The sequence below is a fragment of the Pseudomonas sp. PS02303 genome (assembly GCF_029959925.1).
Classification (GTDB): domain Bacteria; phylum Pseudomonadota; class Gammaproteobacteria; order Pseudomonadales; family Pseudomonadaceae; genus Aquipseudomonas; species Aquipseudomonas mandelii.
Map to the genome: position 1 here is coordinate 1 of NZ_JASCOM010000019.1, position 21,631 is coordinate 21,631.

General features: G+C 59.3%; 20 protein-coding genes and 1 pseudogene. 8 read left to right on the forward strand and 13 right to left on the reverse strand.

Going from position 1 to position 21,631, the window contains the following annotated elements:
• The 3 genes and pseudogenes from QMX98_RS07635 to QMX98_RS07645 all read left to right on the forward strand — a co-directional run.
• Positions 1-181 (forward strand): annotated as a pseudogene (locus QMX98_RS07635) (hypothetical protein); the annotation flags it as partial.
• Positions 182-379: 198 nt separating this feature from the next.
• Complete coding sequence (locus QMX98_RS07640) at positions 380-808, forward strand: nuclear transport factor 2 family protein (RefSeq protein WP_282410501.1); 429 nt, start codon at positions 380-382, stop codon at positions 806-808.
• Between the two features lie 110 nt (positions 809-918).
• A complete protein-coding gene (locus tag QMX98_RS07645) occupies positions 919-1,371 on the forward strand; it encodes a hypothetical protein (protein ID WP_102593386.1) in 453 nt (150 codons plus the stop codon).
• 14 nt (positions 1,372-1,385) lie between these two features.
• Here QMX98_RS07645 and QMX98_RS07650 read toward each other — a convergent pair whose 3' ends face one another.
• The 3 genes from QMX98_RS07650 to QMX98_RS07660 form a co-directional block, all read right to left on the reverse strand.
• Positions 1,386-1,844 carry a MarR family transcriptional regulator gene (locus tag QMX98_RS07650; RefSeq protein WP_010459160.1) on the reverse strand — a complete coding sequence of 153 codons (459 nt, stop codon included), beginning with the start codon at positions 1,842-1,844 and terminating at the stop codon, positions 1,386-1,388.
• A gap of 257 nt (positions 1,845-2,101) precedes the next feature.
• On the reverse strand, positions 2,102-2,596 hold the full coding sequence (locus QMX98_RS07655; protein WP_010459158.1) for a cupin domain-containing protein: 495 nt from the start codon (positions 2,594-2,596) through the stop codon (positions 2,102-2,104).
• Positions 2,597-2,851: 255 nt separating this feature from the next.
• Positions 2,852-4,711: an ABC transporter ATP-binding protein gene (locus QMX98_RS07660; protein ID WP_077750115.1), complete on the reverse strand. Its 1,860-nt coding sequence runs from the start codon at positions 4,709-4,711 to the stop codon at positions 2,852-2,854.
• 276 nt (positions 4,712-4,987) lie between these two features.
• On the opposite strand from QMX98_RS07660, the gene QMX98_RS07665 reads away from it, so the two are divergent.
• Positions 4,988-5,683 (forward strand): tRNA (adenine(22)-N(1))-methyltransferase TrmK, encoded by a 696-nt coding sequence (locus QMX98_RS07665; RefSeq protein WP_186353611.1) that lies wholly within the window; start codon positions 4,988-4,990, stop codon positions 5,681-5,683.
• Positions 5,684-5,742: 59 nt separating this feature from the next.
• Here the strand turns inward: QMX98_RS07665 and QMX98_RS07670 are convergent, their stop codons facing one another.
• The 6 genes from QMX98_RS07670 to QMX98_RS07695 all read right to left on the reverse strand — a co-directional run bounded on the left by QMX98_RS07670 (position 5,743) and on the right by QMX98_RS07695 (position 11,001).
• Positions 5,743-6,093: an antibiotic biosynthesis monooxygenase gene (locus QMX98_RS07670; protein WP_169857307.1), complete on the reverse strand. Its 351-nt coding sequence runs from the start codon at positions 6,091-6,093 to the stop codon at positions 5,743-5,745.
• A 33-nt stretch (positions 6,094-6,126) separates the two neighbouring features.
• A complete protein-coding gene (locus QMX98_RS07675; protein ID WP_282410502.1) occupies positions 6,127-7,110 on the reverse strand; it encodes a zinc-dependent alcohol dehydrogenase family protein in 984 nt (327 codons plus the stop codon).
• A gap of 64 nt (positions 7,111-7,174) precedes the next feature.
• Positions 7,175-7,477 (reverse strand): metalloregulator ArsR/SmtB family transcription factor, encoded by a 303-nt coding sequence (locus QMX98_RS07680; RefSeq protein ID WP_010459152.1) that lies wholly within the window; start codon positions 7,475-7,477, stop codon positions 7,175-7,177.
• A gap of 91 nt (positions 7,478-7,568) precedes the next feature.
• Positions 7,569-8,495, reverse strand: a complete 927-nt coding sequence (locus QMX98_RS07685; RefSeq protein ID WP_077750111.1) for a Gfo/Idh/MocA family oxidoreductase — start codon at positions 8,493-8,495, stop codon at positions 7,569-7,571.
• A 227-nt stretch (positions 8,496-8,722) separates the two neighbouring features.
• Positions 8,723-9,496, reverse strand: a complete 774-nt coding sequence (locus QMX98_RS07690) for an L-iditol 2-dehydrogenase (protein ID WP_010459150.1) — start codon at positions 9,494-9,496, stop codon at positions 8,723-8,725.
• Between the two features lie 197 nt (positions 9,497-9,693).
• A complete protein-coding gene (locus QMX98_RS07695; protein ID WP_282410503.1) occupies positions 9,694-11,001 on the reverse strand; it encodes a sugar ABC transporter substrate-binding protein in 1,308 nt (435 codons plus the stop codon).
• Positions 11,002-11,295: 294 nt separating this feature from the next.
• Here QMX98_RS07695 and QMX98_RS07700 point away from each other — a divergent pair, with 294 nt between their 5' ends.
• The gene (locus QMX98_RS07700) at positions 11,296-12,246 is read left to right on the forward strand and encodes an AraC family transcriptional regulator (protein ID WP_010459147.1); all 951 of its coding nucleotides are present in this window, start codon (positions 11,296-11,298) and stop codon (positions 12,244-12,246) included.
• Positions 12,247-12,295: 49 nt separating this feature from the next.
• On the opposite strand, the gene QMX98_RS07705 is transcribed toward QMX98_RS07700, so the two are convergent.
• The 4 genes from QMX98_RS07705 to QMX98_RS07720 are packed head-to-tail and all read right to left on the reverse strand — an operon-like array spanning position 12,296 to position 16,502.
• Complete coding sequence (locus QMX98_RS07705) at positions 12,296-13,441, reverse strand: agmatine deiminase family protein (protein ID WP_282410526.1); 1,146 nt, start codon at positions 13,439-13,441, stop codon at positions 12,296-12,298.
• Entirely contained in the window at positions 13,438-14,535 is a 1,098-nt protein-coding gene (locus tag QMX98_RS07710) for an extracellular solute-binding protein (protein WP_282410504.1), read from the reverse strand. Before QMX98_RS07710 ends, QMX98_RS07705 begins: the two co-directional genes overlap by 4 nt.
• A 1-nt stretch (position 14,536) precedes the next feature.
• Complete coding sequence (gene aguB / locus QMX98_RS07715; RefSeq protein WP_077750105.1) at positions 14,537-15,445, reverse strand: N-carbamoylputrescine amidase; 909 nt, start codon at positions 15,443-15,445, stop codon at positions 14,537-14,539.
• 4 nt (positions 15,446-15,449) lie between these two features.
• Positions 15,450-16,502, reverse strand: coding sequence for an agmatine deiminase family protein (locus QMX98_RS07720; protein ID WP_282410505.1), 1,053 nt, complete (start codon positions 16,500-16,502; stop codon positions 15,450-15,452).
• 134 nt (positions 16,503-16,636) lie between these two features.
• On the opposite strand from QMX98_RS07720, the gene QMX98_RS07725 reads away from it, so the two are divergent.
• From QMX98_RS07725 to QMX98_RS07735, 3 genes are all read left to right on the forward strand, one after another.
• Positions 16,637-17,524 carry a LysR substrate-binding domain-containing protein gene (locus tag QMX98_RS07725; protein ID WP_282410506.1) on the forward strand — a complete coding sequence of 296 codons (888 nt, stop codon included), beginning with the start codon at positions 16,637-16,639 and terminating at the stop codon, positions 17,522-17,524.
• 607 nt (positions 17,525-18,131) lie between these two features.
• Positions 18,132-19,370 (forward strand): UDP-N-acetylglucosamine 2-epimerase (non-hydrolyzing), encoded by a 1,239-nt coding sequence (gene wecB / locus QMX98_RS07730; RefSeq protein WP_282410527.1) that lies wholly within the window; start codon positions 18,132-18,134, stop codon positions 19,368-19,370.
• Between the two features lie 41 nt (positions 19,371-19,411).
• Positions 19,412-21,625 carry a hypothetical protein gene (locus QMX98_RS07735; protein ID WP_282410507.1) on the forward strand — a complete coding sequence of 738 codons (2,214 nt, stop codon included), beginning with the start codon at positions 19,412-19,414 and terminating at the stop codon, positions 21,623-21,625.
• The last annotated feature ends 6 nt before the right edge of the window (positions 21,626-21,631 follow it).

The window sequence follows — 21,631 nt, forward strand, 5'->3', positions numbered from 1 at the left end:
TCTGATCGAACACCGCGTCGCCGAAGGTGGTTCCGACCGTCTGATCGAAAACCGCGTCGCCGAAGGTGGTTCCGACCGTCTGATCGAAAACCGCGTCGCCGAAGGTGGTTCCGACCGTCTCATCGAAAACCGCGTCGCTGAAGGTGGTTCCGACCGCCTGATTGAAAACCGCGTCGCCTGAATGAATGGCTTCACAGCGGTACCCATCAAAAAGCCCGGCCTGACCCGCCGGGCTTTTTCGTGAGCTACTTTTAGTACATTCGCATAGCCGTCAGTCGATCTTGGCGGCACTATCAGGGTCTTGCAGCAAGCCATCGGGCGACACTGCATGTGCAACACTGAAACGTTCTACAGAACAACAAAAATACAGGAGTTGAAAATGTCTGAGCTGAACCTGCACCCCAATGCCGCGCACTCCCTGAAGCAATGGCACGACATGATCCGCAAGGGTGACTTGAGCGCCCTGCCCGAGTTGTTGGACCCACAGGCAGTATTCCGCTCACCGATGGCCCACACGCCCTACCCGGGAGCGGCCGTGGTATCGATGATTCTCAACACGGTAGTCAACGTATTTGAGGATTTTGCCTATCACCGGGAACTGTCGACGGCCAACGGCTTGAGTGTCGTCCTGGAGTTCAGCGCCAAAGTGAACGGTAAAGAGTTAAAGGGTATCGACATGATCCGCTTCAATGAACACGGAAAAATCGTCGAATTCGAGGTGATGGTTCGCCCATTCAGTGCCTTGCAAGCCTTGGGCGAGCAGATGGGACAACGCCTTGGCGCTTTTCTGGCCGCCAGCAAAGCCTGATTGCAAAGCATCGGTTGGGGCGCGGTGCTGCAGGGGGGCCGACAGGCAACCCGAGCACCTCGCTCTATACCGGCTAATCACCCATTGCAGTTCTTACGCAGGAGTTGGCAATGAACTTCAGATGCTCACTTGCAACCCTAATGATCAGCGTAAGCCTTTTCGGCTGCGCCACTTCAACAGACCATGGCGTGTCTGTCCCCTTGGTCGCCACCCGACAGAACACCGGGCAGATCGGCAACGTCACGCTGACAAGCTGGGAAAAACAGACCGGACTCAGCTTCTTCATCACGGGAGCTCCCAGCGGAGCGACTTTGCCCTTGCGTCTCTATAGCTTCATCCATAAAGGCACCTGCCAGCAGCCCGGGCCAGTGGCCTTTGCAATGAACGACAAGGTCAACACCCAGCGCGAACCTGTACGCGGCTGGTCGTTCTCAAGAAGTGCACCGATCGCCCTGCAAGACCTGCTTTCCAGCGAGTATTCCATCGTCGTGCGAACGGCTCCGGAGAGTGGCAACGTCGATATTTTTTGCGGTGACATCAAGCAGGGAGGCGCAGTGAAGTAGCCATTCGAAACGGCTTATTCCCTGTCTTTCGTAGTACGGATGAGGTTGTCCCGTAATTTCACAATGGCTTTCTGCATTTGCACGAATTCGTCGGGATCAAGACCGGTTTGCGGGAAGCCTTCTTCCGTGAGGCCTTCACGCAGTTTTCGCCCCTCGCTTGTGAGGCGGATGCGAACCTGCCGCTCGTCTTCCGGGTCGCGCTGGCGCAGCAGATAACCCATCGCCTCCAGTTTCTTCAGGATCGGCGTGAGGGTGTTGGATTCGAGGAACAGCTTTTCGCCGAGGCTGCCAACGGTCTGGTTGTCTTCTTCCCACAGCACCACAAGGGTGATGTATTGCGTGTAGGTAAGTCCGAGCCGTTCAAGCATTGGCTTGTATGCCTTGCCGAAAGCGAGGTTAGAGGAATAGACAGCAAAGCACAGGAAGTCGGAAAGCTTCAGGTCGAGGGCGGCTGTCTTTTCGGTGGATTTCATGAGCGTTCTCTGTGGCCAAAGACGGATGGGCTGCAAAGTCAGACTATACGTCGCATGCGATGGCATCGGAAGTGCTCACTGCTACGGCCGGCGCTTTCAGGTCGATCAGGCCTTTGAAGGCCGACGACCGGTCCAACGGGAACGCCCCTTGATCGCGCGGTTCAGATCACGTTCACGCAGGAGCTGACCAGCATGCTGATTTCATACTCGCGCTTGCGTCACCGGGCCAAAGGGTGAGCCTGCCCCGCCTCTCTTATTCACTTTGACGCATGACGAGGATCGTCACGACGGTCAATGTACTCAAGCCCCAGCGGACCTGTTCCGTACACCTGAGAAATATATTCCCCCGATCTGGCCCAGTGAAAATGCGGCGTATTAGCCGGGAGCACCACGACACTGCCCGGGCCATAAGCGACCAACTTGTCCGGATCAAACACAGACCCAAAACCAATGTAAAACACACCGGACATGACGGTGTATATACGGTCTTCAGGATGGGTATGGGGCATTAACTTCGTGCCATTCGGTACTTTGACTCGCACGACGTAGGGGCCTGGCTTGGCAGGATCACCGACCAGTACAGCCAGTTTTACTGCTTGCGGAAACGCTGGAAAGCTACGCCATTCCACGTCTTCGTTATACAAAGCACCGGTTTTACCGAGCGGCAATGGTTGTGCTTGAACCACCGACAGGGTTGTACACAGGGCAAGAAACGTAGTCAGGCAAGCAGTTTTCATAATGCTCTGAATCATGGGAGGCCCCTGAGAAAAAATGTCCTCTCTACTGTAGGGGTGGCGGTCGCCTGTGATAATGCCGCTGATGCGTATTTCAGTTGATACGCAATGTAATCAATTCAATAACAGGTGTCATAACAGCCCCCCGACTCACGGCGATGGCTAGCCCTTTCACTTCGCGAGCGTCTGCGCTGACACAACCTCCAACGGAGGGATGAATTCAGTCCGGGCTCTGCCAATCAACAGTTCGCCCGGGCGCTCACCCTCCCCCCCTCACACCTGATCCATCGCCTCGAACACGCCCTTATCCTCTCCCAGGAACCCGCCGCTTTGGTGCTGCCACAGCCGCGCATAGACGCCGTTCTTCCCAAGCAATTCGCTGTGAGTGCCCTGTTCGATGATGCGTCCGTCATCCATGACGATGAGTCGGTCCATGGCCGCAATCGTGGACAGCCTATGGGCAATAGCGATCACGGTCTTGCCCTGCATCATTTCATCGAGGCTTTCCTGAATGGCGACTTCGACTTCCGAGTCCAGCGCGCTGGTGGCCTCGTCAAGCAGCAGGATCGGGGCGTTCTTGAGCATCACACGGGCAATCGCGACGCGTTGGCGCTGGCCGCCCGACAGCTTGATGCCGCGCTCACCCACAAGGGTGTCGTAGCCGGTACGTCCTTGCCGGTCGCTCAGTTGGCTAATGAACCCATCGGCCTGGGCATTGGCCGCGGCGCTGCGAATTTGCGCCTCGGTCGCATCGGGACGGCCGTAAGCGATGTTGTCGCGAATAGAACGGTGCAGCAGGGAGGTGTCCTGCGTGACCATGCCGATGGAGCCGCGCAGGCTTTCTTGCGTCACGTGTGCGATGTTTTGGCCGTCAATGCGAATCTCCCCGCTGTCGACGTCGTAGAAGCGCAGCAAAAGGTTGATCAGCGTGGATTTGCCAGCGCCAGAGCGGCCGACCAGGCCGATTTTTTCGCCCGCGCGAATGCTCAGGCTCAGGCCGTCGAGCACCTGGCGTTCGCCATTGTAGTTGAAGCTCACCTTATCGAAGGTGACTGCGCCGCCAGAGGTCACCAGCGCGCCCGCGCCCGGTGCATCCTGCACCTTGGCGCCCAGGGTCAGTGTTGCCATGCCGTCCTGTACGGTGCCGATGCTCTCGAACAGCGAGGTCATTTGCCACATGATCCAGTGCGACATGCCATTGATCCGCAACGCCATGGCGGTGATTGCCGCCACGGCACCCGCGCCAACCTCACCCAGGTGCCATAGCCACAGGGCATAACCACCGGCGGCCATGATCAACGCCACCACCAATGCCTGGTTGACGATCTCGAACTGGCTGACCAGACGCATCTGGCGAAAGCCGGTTTGCTTGAAATCCTCCATCGCGGCACGCGCGAAGTGCGCTTCACGATTGGAGTGGGAGAACAGTTTGACCGTCGTGATGTTGGTGTAGGCGTCCGAGATACGCCCGGTCATCATCGACCGCGCATTGGCCTGTTCCTGCCCGACTTTCCCCAGACGGGGTACGAAGTACAGCATGGCCAGACCGAACAACACGACCCAGGCAACGAACGGCAGCATCAGTTTCAGCGCGAAGCCGCCGGCCAGTGCGATGATCGCGATGAAATACACCCCGATCCCGGGTGCGATCTCGATCAGGGTGAAGAGCACGTCGCGCACCGCTAGCGCCGTCTGCATCACCTTGGTAGTGACTCGGCCGGAAAACTCATCGGAGAAAAACGAAAGGCTTTGCCGCAGCATCAGGCGATGGAAGTCCCAACGCAGCCGCAACGGCAAGTTAATCGCCAATATCTGGTGCTGCACCATGGTGCGCAACGCCACCAGCCCGACACTGGTCACCATGACGATGCCCATGCCCCACAACACGCGACTTTCCTGCGCCGCCGCTTCACCGCCCGCCTGCCAGGTCGAGAGCAGGTCCACGACCTGACCGAGGAAGGAAAACAGCCAGGCTTCGTAGATCGACACACAGGCACTGAGCAACGCAAGCGCAAGGATGTAACCACGGGCGCCCCGGGTACAGGCCCACAGAAAACGAGCCAGACCGGCGGGTGGCGGTGGTACCTCGTCAGGAGGAAAAGGGTCGAGCCTTCGTTCAAACGCACGAAGCATGGTGTTCTCCAAAACGATCAAGTGGGGGAGATTCTGCCATTGAACGGTTGCTTTGAGGGTTTTGTGAAATTGAGGTAAGGCGCTGCTGGCCGATTGCACCGCCGAACTGACTCAGCAATGGCAGAAAGTGCTCGGATTCATGTTCGCTTCGAGCGCCAAGGCACCGGGCGATCCATGGCCCCGGTCGCAGGAATTTGAAATGCACGGCGTTGCTCGACAGAATGGCGCCCCGATCCGGCCAAAGTGCCGGTCGTTTGTGGTGAAAAGGGGTTGCGGTTGAACGAACAGACATTGTCCATGCGCCTGGAACGCGTGGCGGCGCATGTGCCAGCCGGTGCGCGCCTCGCCGATATCGGCTCGGATCACGGCTACCTGCCGGTAGCGTTGATGCGCCGGGGCGTCATCGCATCGGCGGTGGCCGGTGAGGTGGCATTGACGCCGTTCCACTCGGCTGAACGCACCGTGCGCGAAAGCGGTCAAGACCTGCGAATCACCGTACGCCTGGCCAATGGCCTGGCGGCCATCGAGCCGGAAGATGGGATCACGGCGATCAGCATCTGCGGCATGGGCGGCGAGACGATCCGCGACATCCTCGACAGCGGCAAGGCGCACCTGAGCGGCCAGGAACGCCTGATCCTGCAACCCAACGGCGGCGAGCAGCCGTTGCGCCAATGGCTGATGGACAACGGCTACCGCATCCTCTGCGAGGAACTGCTGCGGGAAAACCGCTTTGACTACGAAATCATCGTCGCCGAGCGCGCCTCTGCGGTGACGTACACCGCCGAGGAGCTGTACTTCGGCCCGCTGCAGATGCAGGCACGCAGCCCGGCGTTCCTGCTCAAGTGGCAGCGCATCTTGCGCCACAAGCAGCAGACCCTGACCCACTTCGCCCGTGCGCGGCAGGCCGTGCCCGAGGCGAAGCTGCAAGAGATCGCCCGGCAGGCCCGATGGATCACCGAGCTGCTGGCTTGAGGTTGTGCAGGGCTTACGCGAACAGTGCAGAGCGGTGATCCGGCAAAGCTAAAAACACCTCAGGCAACAGCATTCCCCATGCCGGCGGCGCTGTTCGGATCATCATATTCGCCTGTAGCAAAGGCTCCACCCTCGAGGTGATAGACCGTCGGTTCCTCCGAAAAATATTCCTCCAAGCCCATCATGAATATCCGATGGTCTTCACTCGCCTCGAAGCCCGGCGTGTGATCCTCGAGTGATTGCCATCGCACGATCAGGTTGAATAGCTGGGGAGTTTCGATCCCTTGTGCGAGCAAGTGACCGCGGTAACCCTTTGCGCGGCTGAGCAAAGGAGCGACCTCGGCAAATGCACGCCTGAACGTTTCAATGTGTTCTTTGTGCACGGGTAGCACAGCGATCTCGTAAATCATGGCGTTCCCTTAAAGTGAGTTCAACGATCAAAATTACGCACTGACGAGATGGGACGACGGCCCTACTGCAATCGCGATTTTTCCTTGAATACCGTTGTTGGGCCTCTCCAGAAGGGCATGGGCGAGCGCAATGTCGGCAAGCGAATAGACAGCGCCAACGTGCGGCCGCAGCTGACCGCGTTCTATCAATGCGCTCAACTCATCAAGCTTGCCGCGGTTTTGTCTTGTGAAAACGAAGTGATAACTCGCGTTCTTGCCCCAGGCCTGAACGACGTTTTGTGGCTGGGCAATGTCCACAATCGAGACAACGCGGCCAAGTTGTGCGAGCACGTCGGGGCTACGCGACAGTGTATTGCCGCCGATGGTGTCGAACACGACATCGACTCCGCGACCACCGGTTTCCCGGATGATGGCGTCGACGTAATCCTCCTTTTCGTAGTCGATGATCACGTCGGCACCCATACTTCGAGCGAACTCAACGTTTGCTTCGCGCACAGTCGTGAACACCCTTGCGCCCATGGCTTTTGCCAGCTGGATCGCCACATGACCGACGCCTCCCGCGCCGCCGTGGACCAGGATGCTTTCCCCCACTCGGAGCTCAGCACGCACAGCCAGTGCTTCCCACGCCGTTCCTCCGACCAGACTCAGGCTTGCCGCCTCAAGATGGCTGATCGAGGGAGGCTTCTTCCCGACAATGCTTTCGGCAGCAACGTGGTACTCGGCATAACTGCCTGGCCCGTCGAATATTTGCGGGGTGTACCAGACTTCGTCTCCCGGGGCGAAGGTCGTCACACCCGGCCCAACGGCTTCGACAACGCCAGATACGTCGTGTCCGGTAATGGCTGGCAGTTGCACCAGATCGGGATAATCGCCACGTCGTACCTGGTAATCCAGCGGATTGATGGAGGTTGCGTGTACCCGGACCAGGACCTGTCCTGTGTGCGGTACTGGCTTGGGCACGTCACGAAGTTCGAACGATTCCGGGCCGCCAAATGATTTGAGTATGAGCGCTTTCATGGTCAATCCTCGTTTCGATAAAAAGGGATATCGGGATTTCTCGATATCTTACGGTAAAAAAAAGCTACAGCTCTTTCCCCATGAGCTCGACAAGAGCACTGATGGTTGCTTCATTGCGCTTGTAGTAGGTCCACTGACCGATGCGCCTGACCTCGACCAGGCCCACTCGTTGCAGCGTTGCAAGATAATCAGACACCGTCGACTGCGACAGGCCGACGCCTTCTTGAATACTACTGACGCAGACGCCCACCGTATGAACGTCACCTTCATCCTGCGGAGGGAAGTTCTTGGCTGGATCCTTCAAACCTTTCAAGATTTCAAGGCGTGTACGGTTTGAGAGGGCTTTGAATATTTCGAGTAATTCCATAACTCGAAGATATCGACATTTACCGATATGTCAATACATTAATACGAGAGCAAGCGGCTGACGCTTGCCTCACCCTTTGACCGAGCAGCCGTTAATCGTAGAACGGCTCAACCGATACCCGACTGCCGACAAAAAAGCTGTCAGCCACCAGTCTCAGCGGCTGGAGGTCCAGGTCACTGGTTTTGTCGCCAATCAGCTGTTGGAAATGTCGGTACACCGCCGCGTACTCGCCCTCCTCCGAGACGGCTTGACGCACGCCATCGATACTCAACAATGCGCCACCGTTATCCAGTCGCAGGGTGCCTTCGGTGCAGCGAATCTCAATGCTCCAGAGTTCGTCATGACCGTGGTCGAAGTCGAACTCTGCGCGCACGTCGAGGTGACGCGCGTCAGACATTTTGATCGAAGCGGCAATCGGCGACTGGCAGTTATTGGGGACTCGCAGTTCAGCAGACTCGACAAACAGCGGCAGCGCCAACAGATGGGTTGCAATCGACAACGCGTTGATACCGGGATCGAAGACGCCCAGGCCGCCCGGTTGCCAGATCCACGCCTGACCGGGGTGCCATTTGCGTACGTCTTCCTTCCAGTCGATCTGCACGCTGTGCAGGGTGCGGGTAGCCAGCCACGCACGGGCGGCTTCGATACCGGGCGCATAGCGTGAATGCCAGGCGAACAATCCGCTGACGCCTTGCTCCTGCACCTGGCTCACCAATGCCATCGCTTCACCCAGCGTGGCGCACGGCGGTTTTTCGACCAGCACGTGTTTGCCGGCGGCCAGCGCTTGTTGCACCAGCGCGAAGCGGCCTTGTGGCGGTGTGCAAAACGCAATCGCATCGACCTGCGGGCCCTTGTCGAGCAACTCGCCCAAGGACCGAAAGTTCTCGACCCCGGCGCAGGGCTGCCCTTGCGTGGCGACAGAAACCAACTGGAACGCGGGGTTGGCGTTGATAGCGGGGACGTGTTGATCCTGGGCAATCTTGCCGTAGCCCACCAGACCGAGACGGATCGGTTGCATCAATGACTCCTGTTTTTTTGTTTTTCTTGATACGCGAATCGGCAAGATTACGTTTGTGTGGCGGGGAAGTCATTGATGATGTGCTGACGTTTCATCTGGCACGCGAGCTGGAGCGATGCTATCCCTGCCAACGGACGCTGCGGGTCAATAGCGGCCCGCCACCGACGCCCCCCTGAACCCGTCATGGCGAAGGCATCGCACCGTCGCCACGCCGGCGCAAAAACAGGTCAGCTCATCCAGTTACCACCGTCGACATTGTAGGTCTGAGCCACCACATATTCGCTCTCGGACGACGCGAGGAAAATCGCCATGCCCGTCAGGTCCTCAGCGGTGCCCATCCGCCCAAAAGGCACTTCCTGCCCCACGCGCTGTTTCTTTTCACCCAATGGCCGGTTCTCATAGCGGGCAAACATTGCATCGACGCCGTCCCAATGCTCGCCATCGACGACACCTGGGGCGATGGCATTCACATTGATCCCATGCTTGATCAGGTCCAACCCTGCGGATTGGGTAAGGCTGATCACCGCCGCTTTGGTCGCGCAATACACCCCCACGAGGGCCTCCCCTCTTCGTCCCGCCTGGCTGGCCATGTTGATGATCTTGCCGCCATGCCCCTGAATGATCATCTGACGGGCCGCTGCCTGCAGGGTGAAAAGCGTTCCTGCCACATTGATCGAAAACAGACGCTCGAAGCTGTCGCGGGTGATATCGACAATGGGCGCAAGGTCGAACAGTGCGGCGTTGTTGATCAAGATATCCAGCTTGCCGGTCTGCGCGATGACAGCGGCGATAGCCGCATCGATGGACGCCTGGCGGGTAACGTCCATCTCGACAGCGTATGCGTCAGGCCCCAGCTCGGTGGCCGTGGCTTGGGCGCGCTCCAGGTTGATGTCCGCGATAGCGACGGTCGCTCCCTCGCGAATGTAAGCCTGGGCAAAGGAACGTCCAATGCCTCGGGCAGCCCCTGTGACAAGCGCGCTTTTTCCTTCGAGTCGTTTCATTGATGGTTCATCCGTTTTCTAACATTCGGGTAAGCCCGATCAAGGGCAGGCGGGGTGTAGCGTTCAGGCAGCGAGACGCATCAGGACAGACCCGATCCCACTTTAATTGCGCAATCCTGTGGGCGCGCGGCTTGTCCGCGATGGAGGCCACTCAGTGTCCAGACAAACCAGGACAGTGGCCCCCGATGCACCGTTGGCTACTTGGGATAACCGGCGCGTTTCATTTCACGTTCGGTGGAGGTCTGTGCGGCAGCGAGTGCCTGATCGACCGACATTTGCCCCGTCAGCGCAGCGGAAAACAGTTTCCCCACGGAGGTGCCTATCGCCTGGAACTCAGGAATCGTGACGTACTGGATGCCGACGTAAGGAACCGGCTTGATCGAGGGGTGTGCAGGGTCAGCGTGCTGCATCATCTGCAAGGTCACTTGCGCGAAAGGCGCCGCTTGCAGATAGGCCTCGTTGTACGTGGATTGACGCGTGCCAGGCGGAACATTGGCGATGCCGTCTTTTTCAGCGACCAGCTGAATGTATTCTTTCGACGTGGCCCAGGTGATGAACGCCTTGGCTGTCTCTTTATGCTTGGAGGTGGCCGGTATCGCCAGCGACCACGCATACAGCCACGACGAACCCTTGTCGGTGACCTGCGTCGGTGCCGGGGCAAAGCCAACGCGGTCGACAACGTTGCTCTGTTCCTTGTCCGTCGTGAAAGATCCCGCCACGCTGGCATCCACCCAGATCGCGCACTTGCCGCTGTTGAACAGCGCGAGGCTCTCGTTGAAGCCATTGCTCGACACACCGGGTGGCCCATACTTTTTCAGGGTGTCGACGTAGAAGTGCGCCGCGGCAGTCCACTCCGGGCTGGCCAGCTCCGGGTGCCACTGTTCATCGAACCAGCGGGCGCCAAAGGCATTGGCCATGGTGCTCAACAACGCAATGTTCTCACCCCACCCTGCCTTGCCCCGCAGGCACATGCCGTACTGTCCTCTATCGGGTTCGTGCAGCCTGGAGGCGAACTCGCCGAGCTGCGTCCAGGTCGGATGCTCCGGCATGGTCAACCCGGCGCCCTTGAACAGGTCGGTGCGGTAATAAGTGATCGTGCTTTCACCATAGAAAGGCAAGGCATAGAGCGTGTTGTCGACCGACAAGCCCTGGCGTACCGACGGGAAGATGTCTTGCAGATCGTAGGCCGGCGGCAGTGCCGTGATCGGCTCAAGCCAATGCTTGGCACCCCACAGCGGTGTTTCATAAGTACCAATTGTCAGCACGTCGAACTGCCCGCCCTGAGTCGCGATATCGGTGGTCAGGCGCTGACGCAGGACGTTTTCTTCCAGCACCACCCAGTTGAGCTTCACGTCGGGGTGCTGCTGCTCAAAGATCTTGGAGAGCCGCTGCATCCGGATCATATCGCCATTGTTCACAGTGGCGATGGTGACCGTTTCGGCTGCATGACTGATGAGGGCAAAAGACAGGCCGGCAAAAATGTACAGTGCGTTCGGGATGGTCATCGTAGTGCTCTCCGCTTCGCGCCCTGGACGACGGAAGCTATTATTTTTGTTGTTAACCATTGCCGGGCAAATACAGCTGCGCAGCCATGGTGGACGGCTTGATTACACCAGCTTGGAAAACCCCGGACAAACGCACAGAGGACGGCAACCCGATACTTTTTTTACCGTCCCCGGGACACAGCCTGGCGATCAAAAAAGTATCAGTGCCAAGCAATCCCCGAGCTAGCAAGCGCCAGGCAGGAAGGCGTATGTTGCCTGCATACGAACAACAAATAACAAAGAAAGAGACCTGCCATGCCTGATAGCCGAGCCGCGCTGTTTGAACAGCGCCCCGCCGAACTGGAGGTCATTCTTCCCGAGCCCGATCATTGTTTTCGCTGGTATGAACACGACTACCCCTACTCCCTGGCTCGCTGGAATCACCACCCGGAATTCGAAATCCATCTGATCCGCCAAGGCAGCGGCAAGCTGGTTGCGGGCGATTACATCGGCGCATTCGGTGCCGGACATGTGGCGCTGATCGGCCCTGATCTGCCCCATGACTGGATAGGCGATCTGGCACCCGGCGAGTTCCTGGCAGGACGCGATGTGGTTCTGCAATTCGACGGTGCCGCGATTCTGGCCTTGCGTGAAACGATGCCCGAACTGGGCGAGCTTCAGCACCTGTTTGAACGTGCACGCCGGGGCCTGGAGTTCTGCGGCGCAACGGCTGTGCAGGCCGCACATCTGCTGGAAGACATTGGCCCCGCTCAGGGGCTCGAACGCCTGATTCTGTTTCTGCAACTGATCAATGCACTGATGAAAGCGCCCTCCCAAGACGTCCATGTGCTCGCCAGCGCTTACTACGCGCCAACCCTGGATGCCCAAAGCTCCGAGCGCATCCACAAGGCCTTTGACTACTTGTTGACCGAGCTCACAGGCGACATTCGCCTATCGGTGATTGCCCAGCGCCTGAACATGAGCGAGCCCGGTTTTTCGCGCTTCTTCAAGCGAGTCACCGGCCACGGTTTCATCGACCTGATGCGCAAGCTCAGGGTTCAGCGTGCCTGCCGGCTACTGTTGCAAACCGAGATGTCAGTGGCGGGCATCTGTTTTGAAGTGGGCTATGAAAACCTGTCCAACTTCAATCGGCACTTCCGTATCGAAATGGACCAGACCCCGAGTGAATACCGTCGCGGTTCGGCGATGACCCTGTTCAATCGCAACGGTCCCCACGCCTCCCTGCCGTTCACCAAAGCCCATTGAATGAGCGATGCGAGCCAGTCGGTTCAACCTGGACTCGCTTCCATTGCGCTCAAACCGCCGGCTGATGACTGGTCACACAGTGAATCCCTCCGCCACCCGCCGCGACGGCGTCGATATTGAGCTGTACCACCTCCCGGTCCGGGTACAGCTGCGACAACAGTTCAAAGGCCTTCGTATCCGCCGCTTTGTCACCAAACTCGGGCGCAATGACCGCGCCATTCACCAGAAAGTAGTTGATGTATCCGGCAGCAAAGTCCGGGTTGTTGCGGGTGAACTGACTTTTGCGCGGATTGAGCGGTGGCGACAAGGTATGCACCTGCAGCTTGCGGCCATCCGCATCGGTGGCGTTTTTGAGGATATCCAGGTGCGCCAATGTCACGTTCCGGTCGTATGAATCGGGGTCGTTGTCGAGGTTGGCGACCACCACGCCCGGCTTGACGAACCGCGCATAGAAATCGACATGGGCGTCAGTGATGTCCTTGCCCTTGATGCCCGGCAACCAGATTATTTTGCGCAACCCCAAACGGTCTTTCAGTTCCTGCTCGACCTCGGCTTTGGTCCAGTCGGGGTTGCGGTTGCGGTTGATCCAGCTGCTTTCGGTCATGATCCCTGTGCCGTGGCCATCCACTTCGATACCGCCGCCCTCGCCCACCAGTTCGCTGCGCAGATAACGTGCCTGCGTAGTCTCGGCCACCAAAGCGGCCACTTGCGCATCCTCGTCATGCTGCTGTTTGTTGCCCCAGCCGTTGAAGTTGAAATCAACGGCGCCGAGTCCGCCTTCGCCGTCGATGACAAAATTGGCGCTGATATCGCGCATCCAGATGTCGTCAAGCTCAGTGGTGACGTAGGTGATATTGGCCGTGCCGCACTGTCGTTCGGCCAGACGCCGCTCGCGCTGGCGGCAGAACACGGTGACCGGCTCATAGCGGGCGATAGTGCGGGCGATCAGGCCCATGGTCGCTTGCACTTCGGGCGTGAAATCCTCCCAGATGGCGCTCTGTGCGCCGAACGCGATGAAGGCCCGTTCATGTCGGTCGCCCTCGTCCGGCATGCGCCAACGACCTTGTGTCGCCGCGTGCACGGGCGCAAAGCTGAAGCCGAGGGAAGCTGCGGCGCCGAGACCGGCAATCACCGACACCTGCTTGATGAAATCCCGCCGTGTCGGCCGGTGTTGATCCTTGTCTGAAGCACTCATTTCGCTGTCGCCGTCTTGAATTTGGTCCATGTGCGCATCCGCGCCCGCATGTCGGATTGGGGAATGTCCTTGCCCGGAATCAGCCGCGCATAGGTGGCCTCATCGAGGTAAATATCCGGGTTGTTGCGCATCGTCGCATCGACGTCCGGGCGGGCCTTGGCGTTGGATGTCGGGTAGCCGGTGAAATTGCTGATGGCCGCCATGTTCTGCGGGCGCATGACGAAGTTGATGAACGCGTAGGCGTACTCCGGGTGTCTGGCGTCGACCGGAATGGCCATGGTGTCCATCCACACGGTCGTGCCTTCGCGGGGAATGCGGTACTCGAAACGAGTGTGCTTGCCGGCGCTGTCCGAGGTGCGTTGTGCCTGGGTCATGTCACCGCTGTAACCGAGGGACAGGCAAAGGTTGCCGTTGACCAGATCGGTCACGGGTTGCGACTGGAATTTGCGAATGTGCGGTCGCAGCTTCATCAGCAACTCACTCGCTGCGGCCAGGTCTTCAGGCTTGGCGCTTCGCGGTTCACGCCCGAGGTAGTTGAGCACCACCGCCAGCACTTCGTCCGGCGAGTCGATTATCGAGATGCCGCAATCGGCAAATTTCGCCGCCAGTTCCGGTTTGAACAGCATGTCCAGGCTGTTGACCGGGGCGTCGGGCGAACGCTGTTTAACCTGTTCGTCATTGTAGGTCAGGCCGATGGTGCCCCAGGTGTAGGGAACGGTGGCCTGGCTCGACGTTTCGTACTGCCTGCGCAGCTTCTGCAAACCGGGTTCGATGTCGTCCACAGCGGTGAGTTTTGAGCGATCCAGCGGCAGCAGGCTGCCGGCGCGCATCAAGCGTTCGGCGACGGTGTCGCCGGGGAAGATCAGGTCATAACCACTGCCGCCGGCGAGCATCTTGGCCTCAAGGGTTTCGCTGCCGTCCATGACGTCGTAGATCACCTTGATCCCGGTTTCGGCAGTGAATCTGGCGAGGGTGTCTTCGGCGAAGTAATCGGCCCAGTTGTAGAGCCGCAGGGTCTTCTCTTCGGCGTGCAGCGACGATGAGGCGATTGCCCATCCCAAGGCGCCGAGCAACAGCTTGCGGGGAATGCGCATATCAAACTCCTTGAGTGTTCCAGCGTGCATGAAGGTGACGACCGTCCTGACTCAGCAACGCCCCGTACATGTCCGGGCGACGGTCGCGGTAGATGCCCCAGCTCAGGCGTTCTTCGCGCATGGCGTGCAAGTCCAGGCTGTGGACCAGCACGCCGCTGCTGTCGCGATCAGCCTCGGCGAGCAACTTGCCCTTGTGGTTGCAGATAAACGACGAGCCGTAGAAGCTCATTTGCAAGGCCGCATCGGTGGTCGCCACCTCGCGACCGACGCGATTGGCCGCCACCACCGGCAGGATGTTTGCAGCGGCATGGCCACGCATGGTCATCTGCCAGTGGTCACGGGAATCCAGCGCTGCACACCCCGGCTCAGAGCCGATGGCGGTGGGAAACAGCAAGACTTCGGCGCCCATCAACGCCAGGCAGCGGGCGGTCTCGGGGAACCACTGATCCCAGCAGATCCCGACGCCGAGGCGCCCGAACGCCGTGTCCCAGACACGGAAACCGGTGTCGCCGGGGCTGAAGTATTCCTTCTCCTGGTAACCGATGGCGTTGGGGATGTGGGTCTTGCGATACACCCCCAGCAAGCGCCCGTCGGCGTCGGCCACGCTCAGGGAATTGAAGTAGGCATTGCCAGCCTTCTCGAACCAGCTCAGCGGCAACACCACCCCCAACTCCTTGGCCAGCGCAGCAAAGCGTTTGAGTACGCCGCTGTATCGATACTCTTCGGCCAACGCCAAATGTTTATGGCTTTGTTCAATGCAGAAATACGGCGTAGCGAACAGCTCCTGTAACAGGATGACCTGGGCGCCCTTCGCGGCCGCCTCACGGATCAGTCGCTCGGCCTGATCGAGATTGTTCGGCAAGTCCCAAGTGCACGGCATCTGGGTGGTAGCAATCGTCAGTAGCGTCATGGTTTCACCCCTGCACTGGCCAGGCGGGCTGCTGCTGGGTGATGCAATGCACCCCGCCGCCGCCATGGGCCAAGTGATTGATCCGCACCGGCACCACCTCGCGCCCCGGGAACGCCCGGGCCAATACTTCGGCCGCCGCGTGGTCGGCGTCGATGCCATAGGCCGGCATGATGATCGCGTGGTTGGCGATGTAGAAGTTGGTGTACGAGGCACAGAACACTTCGGCTTCGGTGTCCACGGCATCGGTGGCTTCATAGAGTTCGATCAGCTCGAACGTGCGCCCGTGGGCATCGGTGGCCAGCTCCAGTGCGCGACGGTTTTCCCGTGCAACCTCGGCGTACACCGAATCTTTGTCGTGGGTGGCATCCACCAGCAACACGCCTGGGCGGGCGAAGGCGCAGACGCCATCGACGTGGCCGTCAGTCATGTCGCCCGTCACGTAGTCCGGGTCACCCGGCAGCCAGATGGTTTTCTTCACCCCCAGCAGACGGGTGAAGATTTCCTCGATCTCGGCCTTGGTCATGCCCGGGTTGCGATTGGGGTTGAGCAACACCGATTCGGTGGTGATCAGCGTGCCCTCGCCGTCGACATGAATCGCACCGCCTTCGTTGCTCAGCGGGGTGCCAAAGCACGGCACGCCGAGGCGATTGAGTGCGCGGCGCGCCAGGCTTTCGTCGAGGTTATGCAGCGACTTGCCGCCCCAGGCATTGAAGCGCCAGCTCACCCCGCCCAGACCGTGTTGCGGATGGCAGACGAAGCTCGGGCCGGAGTCGCGGCACCAACTGTCGTTGACCGCCAACGGGATCAGTTCGATGTTGGGTCCACACAGCGCTTTGGCACTTGCGATAGCCGAAGGGTCGACCACCATTTTCACCGGTTCGAACCGGGCGATGGCGTTCGCCACCCGGGCAAAATCCTCTTGCACCAACGGCAATGTGACGCCCCAGCCCGACTCCCAAAGCGCCTGGTTGTGTGGCCAGACCATCCAGGTCGCGGCGTGCTTCACCCACTCTGCCGGCATCCACCAGCCACTGTTCTGAAGTTCGTTCTGCTGCATGACAAGCACCCTTGAGTTAAGTCATTGTGTTCAATGAAAACTGCCTTCGCGGTCCTGGCATGCATGCTACGGCCGTAAAACAAGGCCAACAAACGATGGATTTTGTAGAAAAGTGATTAGAGGAACTTATCGATATGCTCAAGCACTGGCCCCCGCTCAACACCCTTCGCGGCTTTGAAGCCGCCGCCCGCCTGGGCAGTTTTCACAAGGCGGCCGACGAGTTGCACCTGACCCAGTCGGCCATCAGCCAGCAGATCCGCACGCTTGAGGCGTACCTTGAGCAGCCGTTGTTTTTTCGCAGTGGACGCAGCGTCAGCCTGACCGATGCCGGCCACGATCTGCTCAGCACCACCCAGGCGTTATTGCAGCAACTGGCGGTCGGCATTCGTCGCCTCGGGCAATACCAGAAACCCAACCAACTGGTGCTCAACACCACGCCGACATTCGCCCGTCATTGGTTGCTGCCGCGTCTGGGGGATTTTCGTTGTCAGCACCCGGAGGTCGACCTGTGGATTTTCAGCACCGATGAAGTCCCGGACATGACCACCCAGACCATCGACCTCGCGGTGCGTGACGACATCAGCTCCCAGGCCGAGTGCAGCTTCAAGGTGTTGCACGCCGACCGCCTGTACCCGGCGTGTCATCCAGACGTGTTGACGGTGCCCGTCGAGCAGCGCACCACCCTTCACGGAGAGCGGGAGATGGACTGGAGTCATTGGGCGGTGGAGGCCGGGATTGATGTCGGGCAGAAGGATCAGGGGCTGAATTTCTCCGACCCCGGCCTGCTGCTGGACGCCGCCTGCGCGGGGCTCGGCATCGCCCTGGTCAGTCAGTTGCTGAGTCGGCCGGCACGTGACAGCGGACTGTTGCAGCCCTTGGTGGAAGACACCATTCGCGGCCCGAACTGGGCCTTGCTGACCCATCGTGACAGCGAGAACAATCCGCTGGCGCGAAGCTTCGTCGAGTGGCTGTTAAGTAACCTGGACGCAACGAGCCAGACGTCTCCCGCACGTGCAATATGAAAGGGGACTCGGCTAATGGCCAGTATCCTCAGCCAAGTCCGTTGATGAAGTTCATATTGAACAACAGAACACTCAACCTAGTGCTATTGAGAGATAGTCGCTTACAAGAAACTTAATTAGTTCAAAAGAACTTCCAGTGCGCCATGACATTATTCAGGCGCCATTTAAGTGACTTGTATTTCACAAAAAACACTCGCTAATGCCGCCGACCGAGACTGCAATAATCATTCAAAAATTCAAACACACCGACGAATGGACTTTAAATATTTAAACCCTTTAAAAACAATAACTTAATATTCTATTACCAACTAAAACAAAACCCCTCAAGAAAAACACAAAACCAAAAAAAGACAGGGATCAGTTATAAAAGTTTCAAACTCATTTAATAAATAATAAATCCCATGTAACGCTTTAAAACATCTCTCTTCAATGCTAATAATTCCGCCGCTTCCGGGCTTACAGGCGCTTTCCCCCTCACACGAAGTGAATATCAGCATCAACGCTGATCCCCGGTATTAATCAAATTCAAATAACACCGGCTTGCTCAAGTTCAATAAAACTTGGGCCTGCATTGTGCTGCGCACTAAAACTGCGCGAGGAAGGCATCATCGCTCGTCATCATTCAAGGATTAAAATCCTTTCGATCTTCGGTACCCGTCCAGAAGCCATCAAGATGGCGCCGTTAGTCAAAGCCCTCGCTGCGGAACCCGGCATTGATTCGCAGATATGCATCACCGGCCAACACCAAAGCATGCTCAAACAGGTGCTTGACCTGTTCGACCTCAAGGCCGATTACACCCTCGATGTCATGACCCCGCAGCAAACGCTCAACTCCCTGACGGCGGCGCTTTACGGGGCGATCGACCCGGTGCTGGAAATGACCTGCCCGGACCGGGTGCTGGTGCACGGCGACACGACCTCGGCCATGGTGGCTGCGATGGCGGCGTTCCATCGACGGATCCCGGTCGGCCATGTGGAAGCCGGGCTGCGAACCGGTGATATCTACAGCCCATGGCCGGAAGAAATGAACCGTCGCTGCATCGACCTGGGGGCGGACATGCTATTTGCGCCCACCCACGAGTCGCGCCAGAACCTGCTCGACGAACGCCTACAGGGTCGCACCTTCGTCACCGGCAATACGGTGATCGACGCGCTGCAGATGACTGCACGGCGCATTGAGCGGGATGCCGACCTGCGCGCAAGCCTGGACCGGCAGTTTTCGTTCCTGCAGACCGGCCGCAAGGTCCTGTTGGTGACCGGGCATCGTCGGGAAAATTTCGGTGAAGGCTTCCTGGATATCTGCAAGGCCCTGAGTCATCTGGCTCGGCGTTCGGATATCCAGATCGTTTACCCGGTGCACTTGAACCCCAATGTCATGGGCCCGGTCACCGAGCATCTGGGCGATCTGCCCAACGTGCACCTGATCCAGCCGCTGGACTACCTGGCCTTCGTGCGCCTGATGCAACGGGCCCATGTGATCCTCACCGATTCCGGTGGCGTGCAGGAAGAAGCGCCGTCCCTGGGCAAACCGGTGCTGGTCATGCGCGATGTGACCGAACGCCCGGAAGCTGTGGCGGCGGGCACTGTGCGCCTGGTCGGTACCTCGCCGGGCTCGATCATCGCTGGCGTTAACGCGCTGTTCGATGACGACCTGTTGTGGCGCCGCTGCTCCCAGGCGGCCAACCCTTACGGCGACGGCAAGGCCAGTGCGCGCATCGTCGATGCCCTGATGGGCCGTCCGGTGGACGATTTCATCGTGGCCGGCCAGTCCTTGCCCAAGTTCCTGCAATACCCGTCTGCACAGCCTGCGCCCGAGAAGCATTACCCCGCTTTTACCTCTCGATAAACCAAACCGTTTCTCCCCTTATCAGCTCGAGATCTACCTGAATGAAGTCTTCCGTTGCCATCCATACGGGTGCCCTCAGCGCCCTTGCCTGTGGTGTGAGCCTGCTCGCGCTCATGCCGACCTTTGCCTTGGCCGCGGACAGTCCGCTCACCCAGGCGATCAACCGGCTCAACGCCGACACCCGACAAGAGCGTGAGGTGCGCTTGAGCGATCTGGGGATCGATGCACCGATCATCCTCGGCTCCACCGATGCCCGCCGCGAACTGTATCTGCCGGTGCCGGCAGGTGTTCCGCTGACGGATGCGACGTTGAATTTCGACGCCAGTTACCTCAATGGCGAAGGCGGCCGCAACACGCTGCTGCTGTCGCTGGACGGTTATCCGGTGCGTGCCGAAGGGCTGAGCGAAACCCAGGGTGACGCCAGCGTCACGCTGGGCGTGGACAAAAAAGCGCGGGACAGCGGCTCGCTGCGCCTGGGCATCGCCTGGTCGTCGATCGTGTCCCGTGTGCTGTGCGAAGACGAACGCGCCATCGGCAATGTTCTACGTATCGAACCCGACACCCGCCTGACTTACAGCTATGACGCCAGCCAGTTGCGCGACGTCGGCGCTGCGTGGACGGCCTTGCCTGGCAAACCGGGGATCATGGTCGCGCCCGGCACCTTATCCGCTGAAAGCTACGATTCGGCGTGGCGTCTGGGCGTGGCACTGGAGCGGATTGGCAAGCGCAGTCAAATCCTGCCCTTCCCTGCCGTACAAGACAGCGTCGACCTGAGCGGCCTGCGCATTCCGGCCGAACTGCAAGGTATTCCAGCGTTCGCCAGCCTCAACGGCAAAGGTCCGCACACGTTGGCAAACCCGGCGGAGATCGGCGCGTTGCTGGTATTGGGCCAGACGCCGAACGTCCAGGCGGATCTGGCGGTCAACGACCCGCAACTGCTCACAGCGATTAATGCGTCCCTCGACGCGCTGCAGAGCCAGATCCAGGGCTTCGATGCCACGGCAGCCAACGCGTTCATGCAATGGCGTGAGACGCATATCAATGCCGGCCTTGCCGCCGATGGCACTGACAATGTGCGCCTGGCCCTGGTGGGCACGCGCCCTGTTCTGATGATTGCGCCGCATGCCACCGACAAGGCGCTGGCCTTGTTCAGTAGCGCCTGGAACAAACTGGCACGCAGTCGCCAATTGACCGTCAGCGAAGCGCAGCTGCCCTTGAGCACCGACGGCCGTGTCGCCCTGTCTCGCCTGGGCGGCAATCCCGGTGCCATCGACGTGCTGGCCAAGTCTGACTGGAGCACGTCATTCCCTCTGGGCAGCGTGGCTTACGACGGTCGCTTGCCGGTGAAGGCTGTGGTCGACGTGTCTGCCGCGCCCGGCGCATCAGACACTGCGCCGGTGGCCTCGCTGTTTCTCAATGACTACCTGATTGGCGCGCAGCAGCTGGTGGCCAACGGTGAAAAACAACGCATCGAAGCGCGCATCCCGCGTTACGCCGTGGGCGCGACCAACGTGCTACGCGTGTCGTTCCAGCGCCAGCCCGTGAGTGATCGCTGCCTGGAAACGCCGCAAGCCTTCCCGGTTTCCGTGCTGCCGACCAGCCACATCGTGCTGGAAAAAACCGCACTGGGTGATGACTTCTCCGGCATGGCCGCGCGCTTTGCCGTGGACACCCAACTCCTGGTGCCTCAGGCCTACCTCGATCATCCGGCGAGCAGCTTGCCGCAAGTGATTTCAGTCGCCGATGCCGCCGGGGTCTCGCCGCTGCGTGCGCAATTGAAGGTCATCACAGATCCGAAAGCCTCGGTCACGCTGGACAAGGCCTTCCTCGCCTTCGAGCTGCCGATCAAAGACAGCAAGGAGTCCGTGCAGGTCGATGAGCAGGGGCGCCTGCGCATCAATCACAAGGATCAAGTGTTGCTTGACGTGCATCCGCTCAATCACCTTGCCTCGTTGCAAGTGGTCGATGCCGGCGGCCAGCACGGTATGGTCTATCGCGCATTGGGCAATGACTCGCCACGCTTCGCCAAACAGATTCTGCTGACCCGCGGCGATGTGGCCATCCTCGGCAACGACGGTGCACTGACCACCTTCGACACTCAGGATCCAAGCGGCAGCCAATTGATCGACAACGAAGAACCCAAGGGCCTCGACGCCTGGCGTACGCCTTCGCTGTTGTGGCTGATTCCGGGTGGCATCCTGTTGGTTCTCATCCTGTTGCTGGCTGGCCGTAATGCCCGTCGCAATCGCCAGTAACGGAAC

Bases quoted from the DNA above. Each gene is read 5' to 3' on its own strand.
- QMX98_RS07695 (WP_282410503.1), bottom strand. From the start codon at position 11,001: ATGACCATCCCGAACGCACTGTACATTTTTGCCGGCCTGTCTTTTGCC.
- aguB (WP_077750105.1), bottom strand. From the start codon at position 15,445: ATGACGCTACTGACGATTGCTACCACCCAGATGCCGTGCACTTGGGAC.
- QMX98_RS07725 (WP_282410506.1), top strand. From the start codon at position 16,637: ATGCTCAAGCACTGGCCCCCGCTCAACACCCTTCGCGGCTTTGAAGCC.
- QMX98_RS07690 (WP_010459150.1), bottom strand. From the start codon at position 9,496: ATGAAACGACTCGAAGGAAAAAGCGCGCTTGTCACAGGGGCTGCCCGA.
- QMX98_RS07655 (WP_010459158.1), bottom strand. From the start codon at position 2,596: ATGATTCAGAGCATTATGAAAACTGCTTGCCTGACTACGTTTCTTGCC.
- QMX98_RS07650 (WP_010459160.1), bottom strand. From the start codon at position 1,844: ATGAAATCCACCGAAAAGACAGCCGCCCTCGACCTGAAGCTTTCCGAC.
- QMX98_RS07710 (WP_282410504.1), bottom strand. From the start codon at position 14,535: ATGCGCATTCCCCGCAAGCTGTTGCTCGGCGCCTTGGGATGGGCAATC.
- QMX98_RS07705 (WP_282410526.1), bottom strand. From the start codon at position 13,441: ATGAGTGCTTCAGACAAGGATCAACACCGGCCGACACGGCGGGATTTC.
- QMX98_RS07700 (WP_010459147.1), top strand. From the start codon at position 11,296: ATGCCTGATAGCCGAGCCGCGCTGTTTGAACAGCGCCCCGCCGAACTG.
- QMX98_RS07660 (WP_077750115.1), bottom strand. From the start codon at position 4,711: ATGCTTCGTGCGTTTGAACGAAGGCTCGACCCTTTTCCTCCTGACGAG.
- QMX98_RS07645 (WP_102593386.1), top strand. From the start codon at position 919: ATGAACTTCAGATGCTCACTTGCAACCCTAATGATCAGCGTAAGCCTT.
- QMX98_RS07680 (WP_010459152.1), bottom strand. From the start codon at position 7,477: ATGGAATTACTCGAAATATTCAAAGCCCTCTCAAACCGTACACGCCTT.
- QMX98_RS07685 (WP_077750111.1), bottom strand. From the start codon at position 8,495: ATGCAACCGATCCGTCTCGGTCTGGTGGGCTACGGCAAGATTGCCCAG.
- QMX98_RS07720 (WP_282410505.1), bottom strand. From the start codon at position 16,502: ATGCAGCAGAACGAACTTCAGAACAGTGGCTGGTGGATGCCGGCAGAG.
- QMX98_RS07675 (WP_282410502.1), bottom strand. From the start codon at position 7,110: ATGAAAGCGCTCATACTCAAATCATTTGGCGGCCCGGAATCGTTCGAA.
- QMX98_RS07735 (WP_282410507.1), top strand. From the start codon at position 19,412: ATGAAGTCTTCCGTTGCCATCCATACGGGTGCCCTCAGCGCCCTTGCC.
- QMX98_RS07670 (WP_169857307.1), bottom strand. From the start codon at position 6,093: ATGATTTACGAGATCGCTGTGCTACCCGTGCACAAAGAACACATTGAA.
- QMX98_RS07640 (WP_282410501.1), top strand. From the start codon at position 380: ATGTCTGAGCTGAACCTGCACCCCAATGCCGCGCACTCCCTGAAGCAA.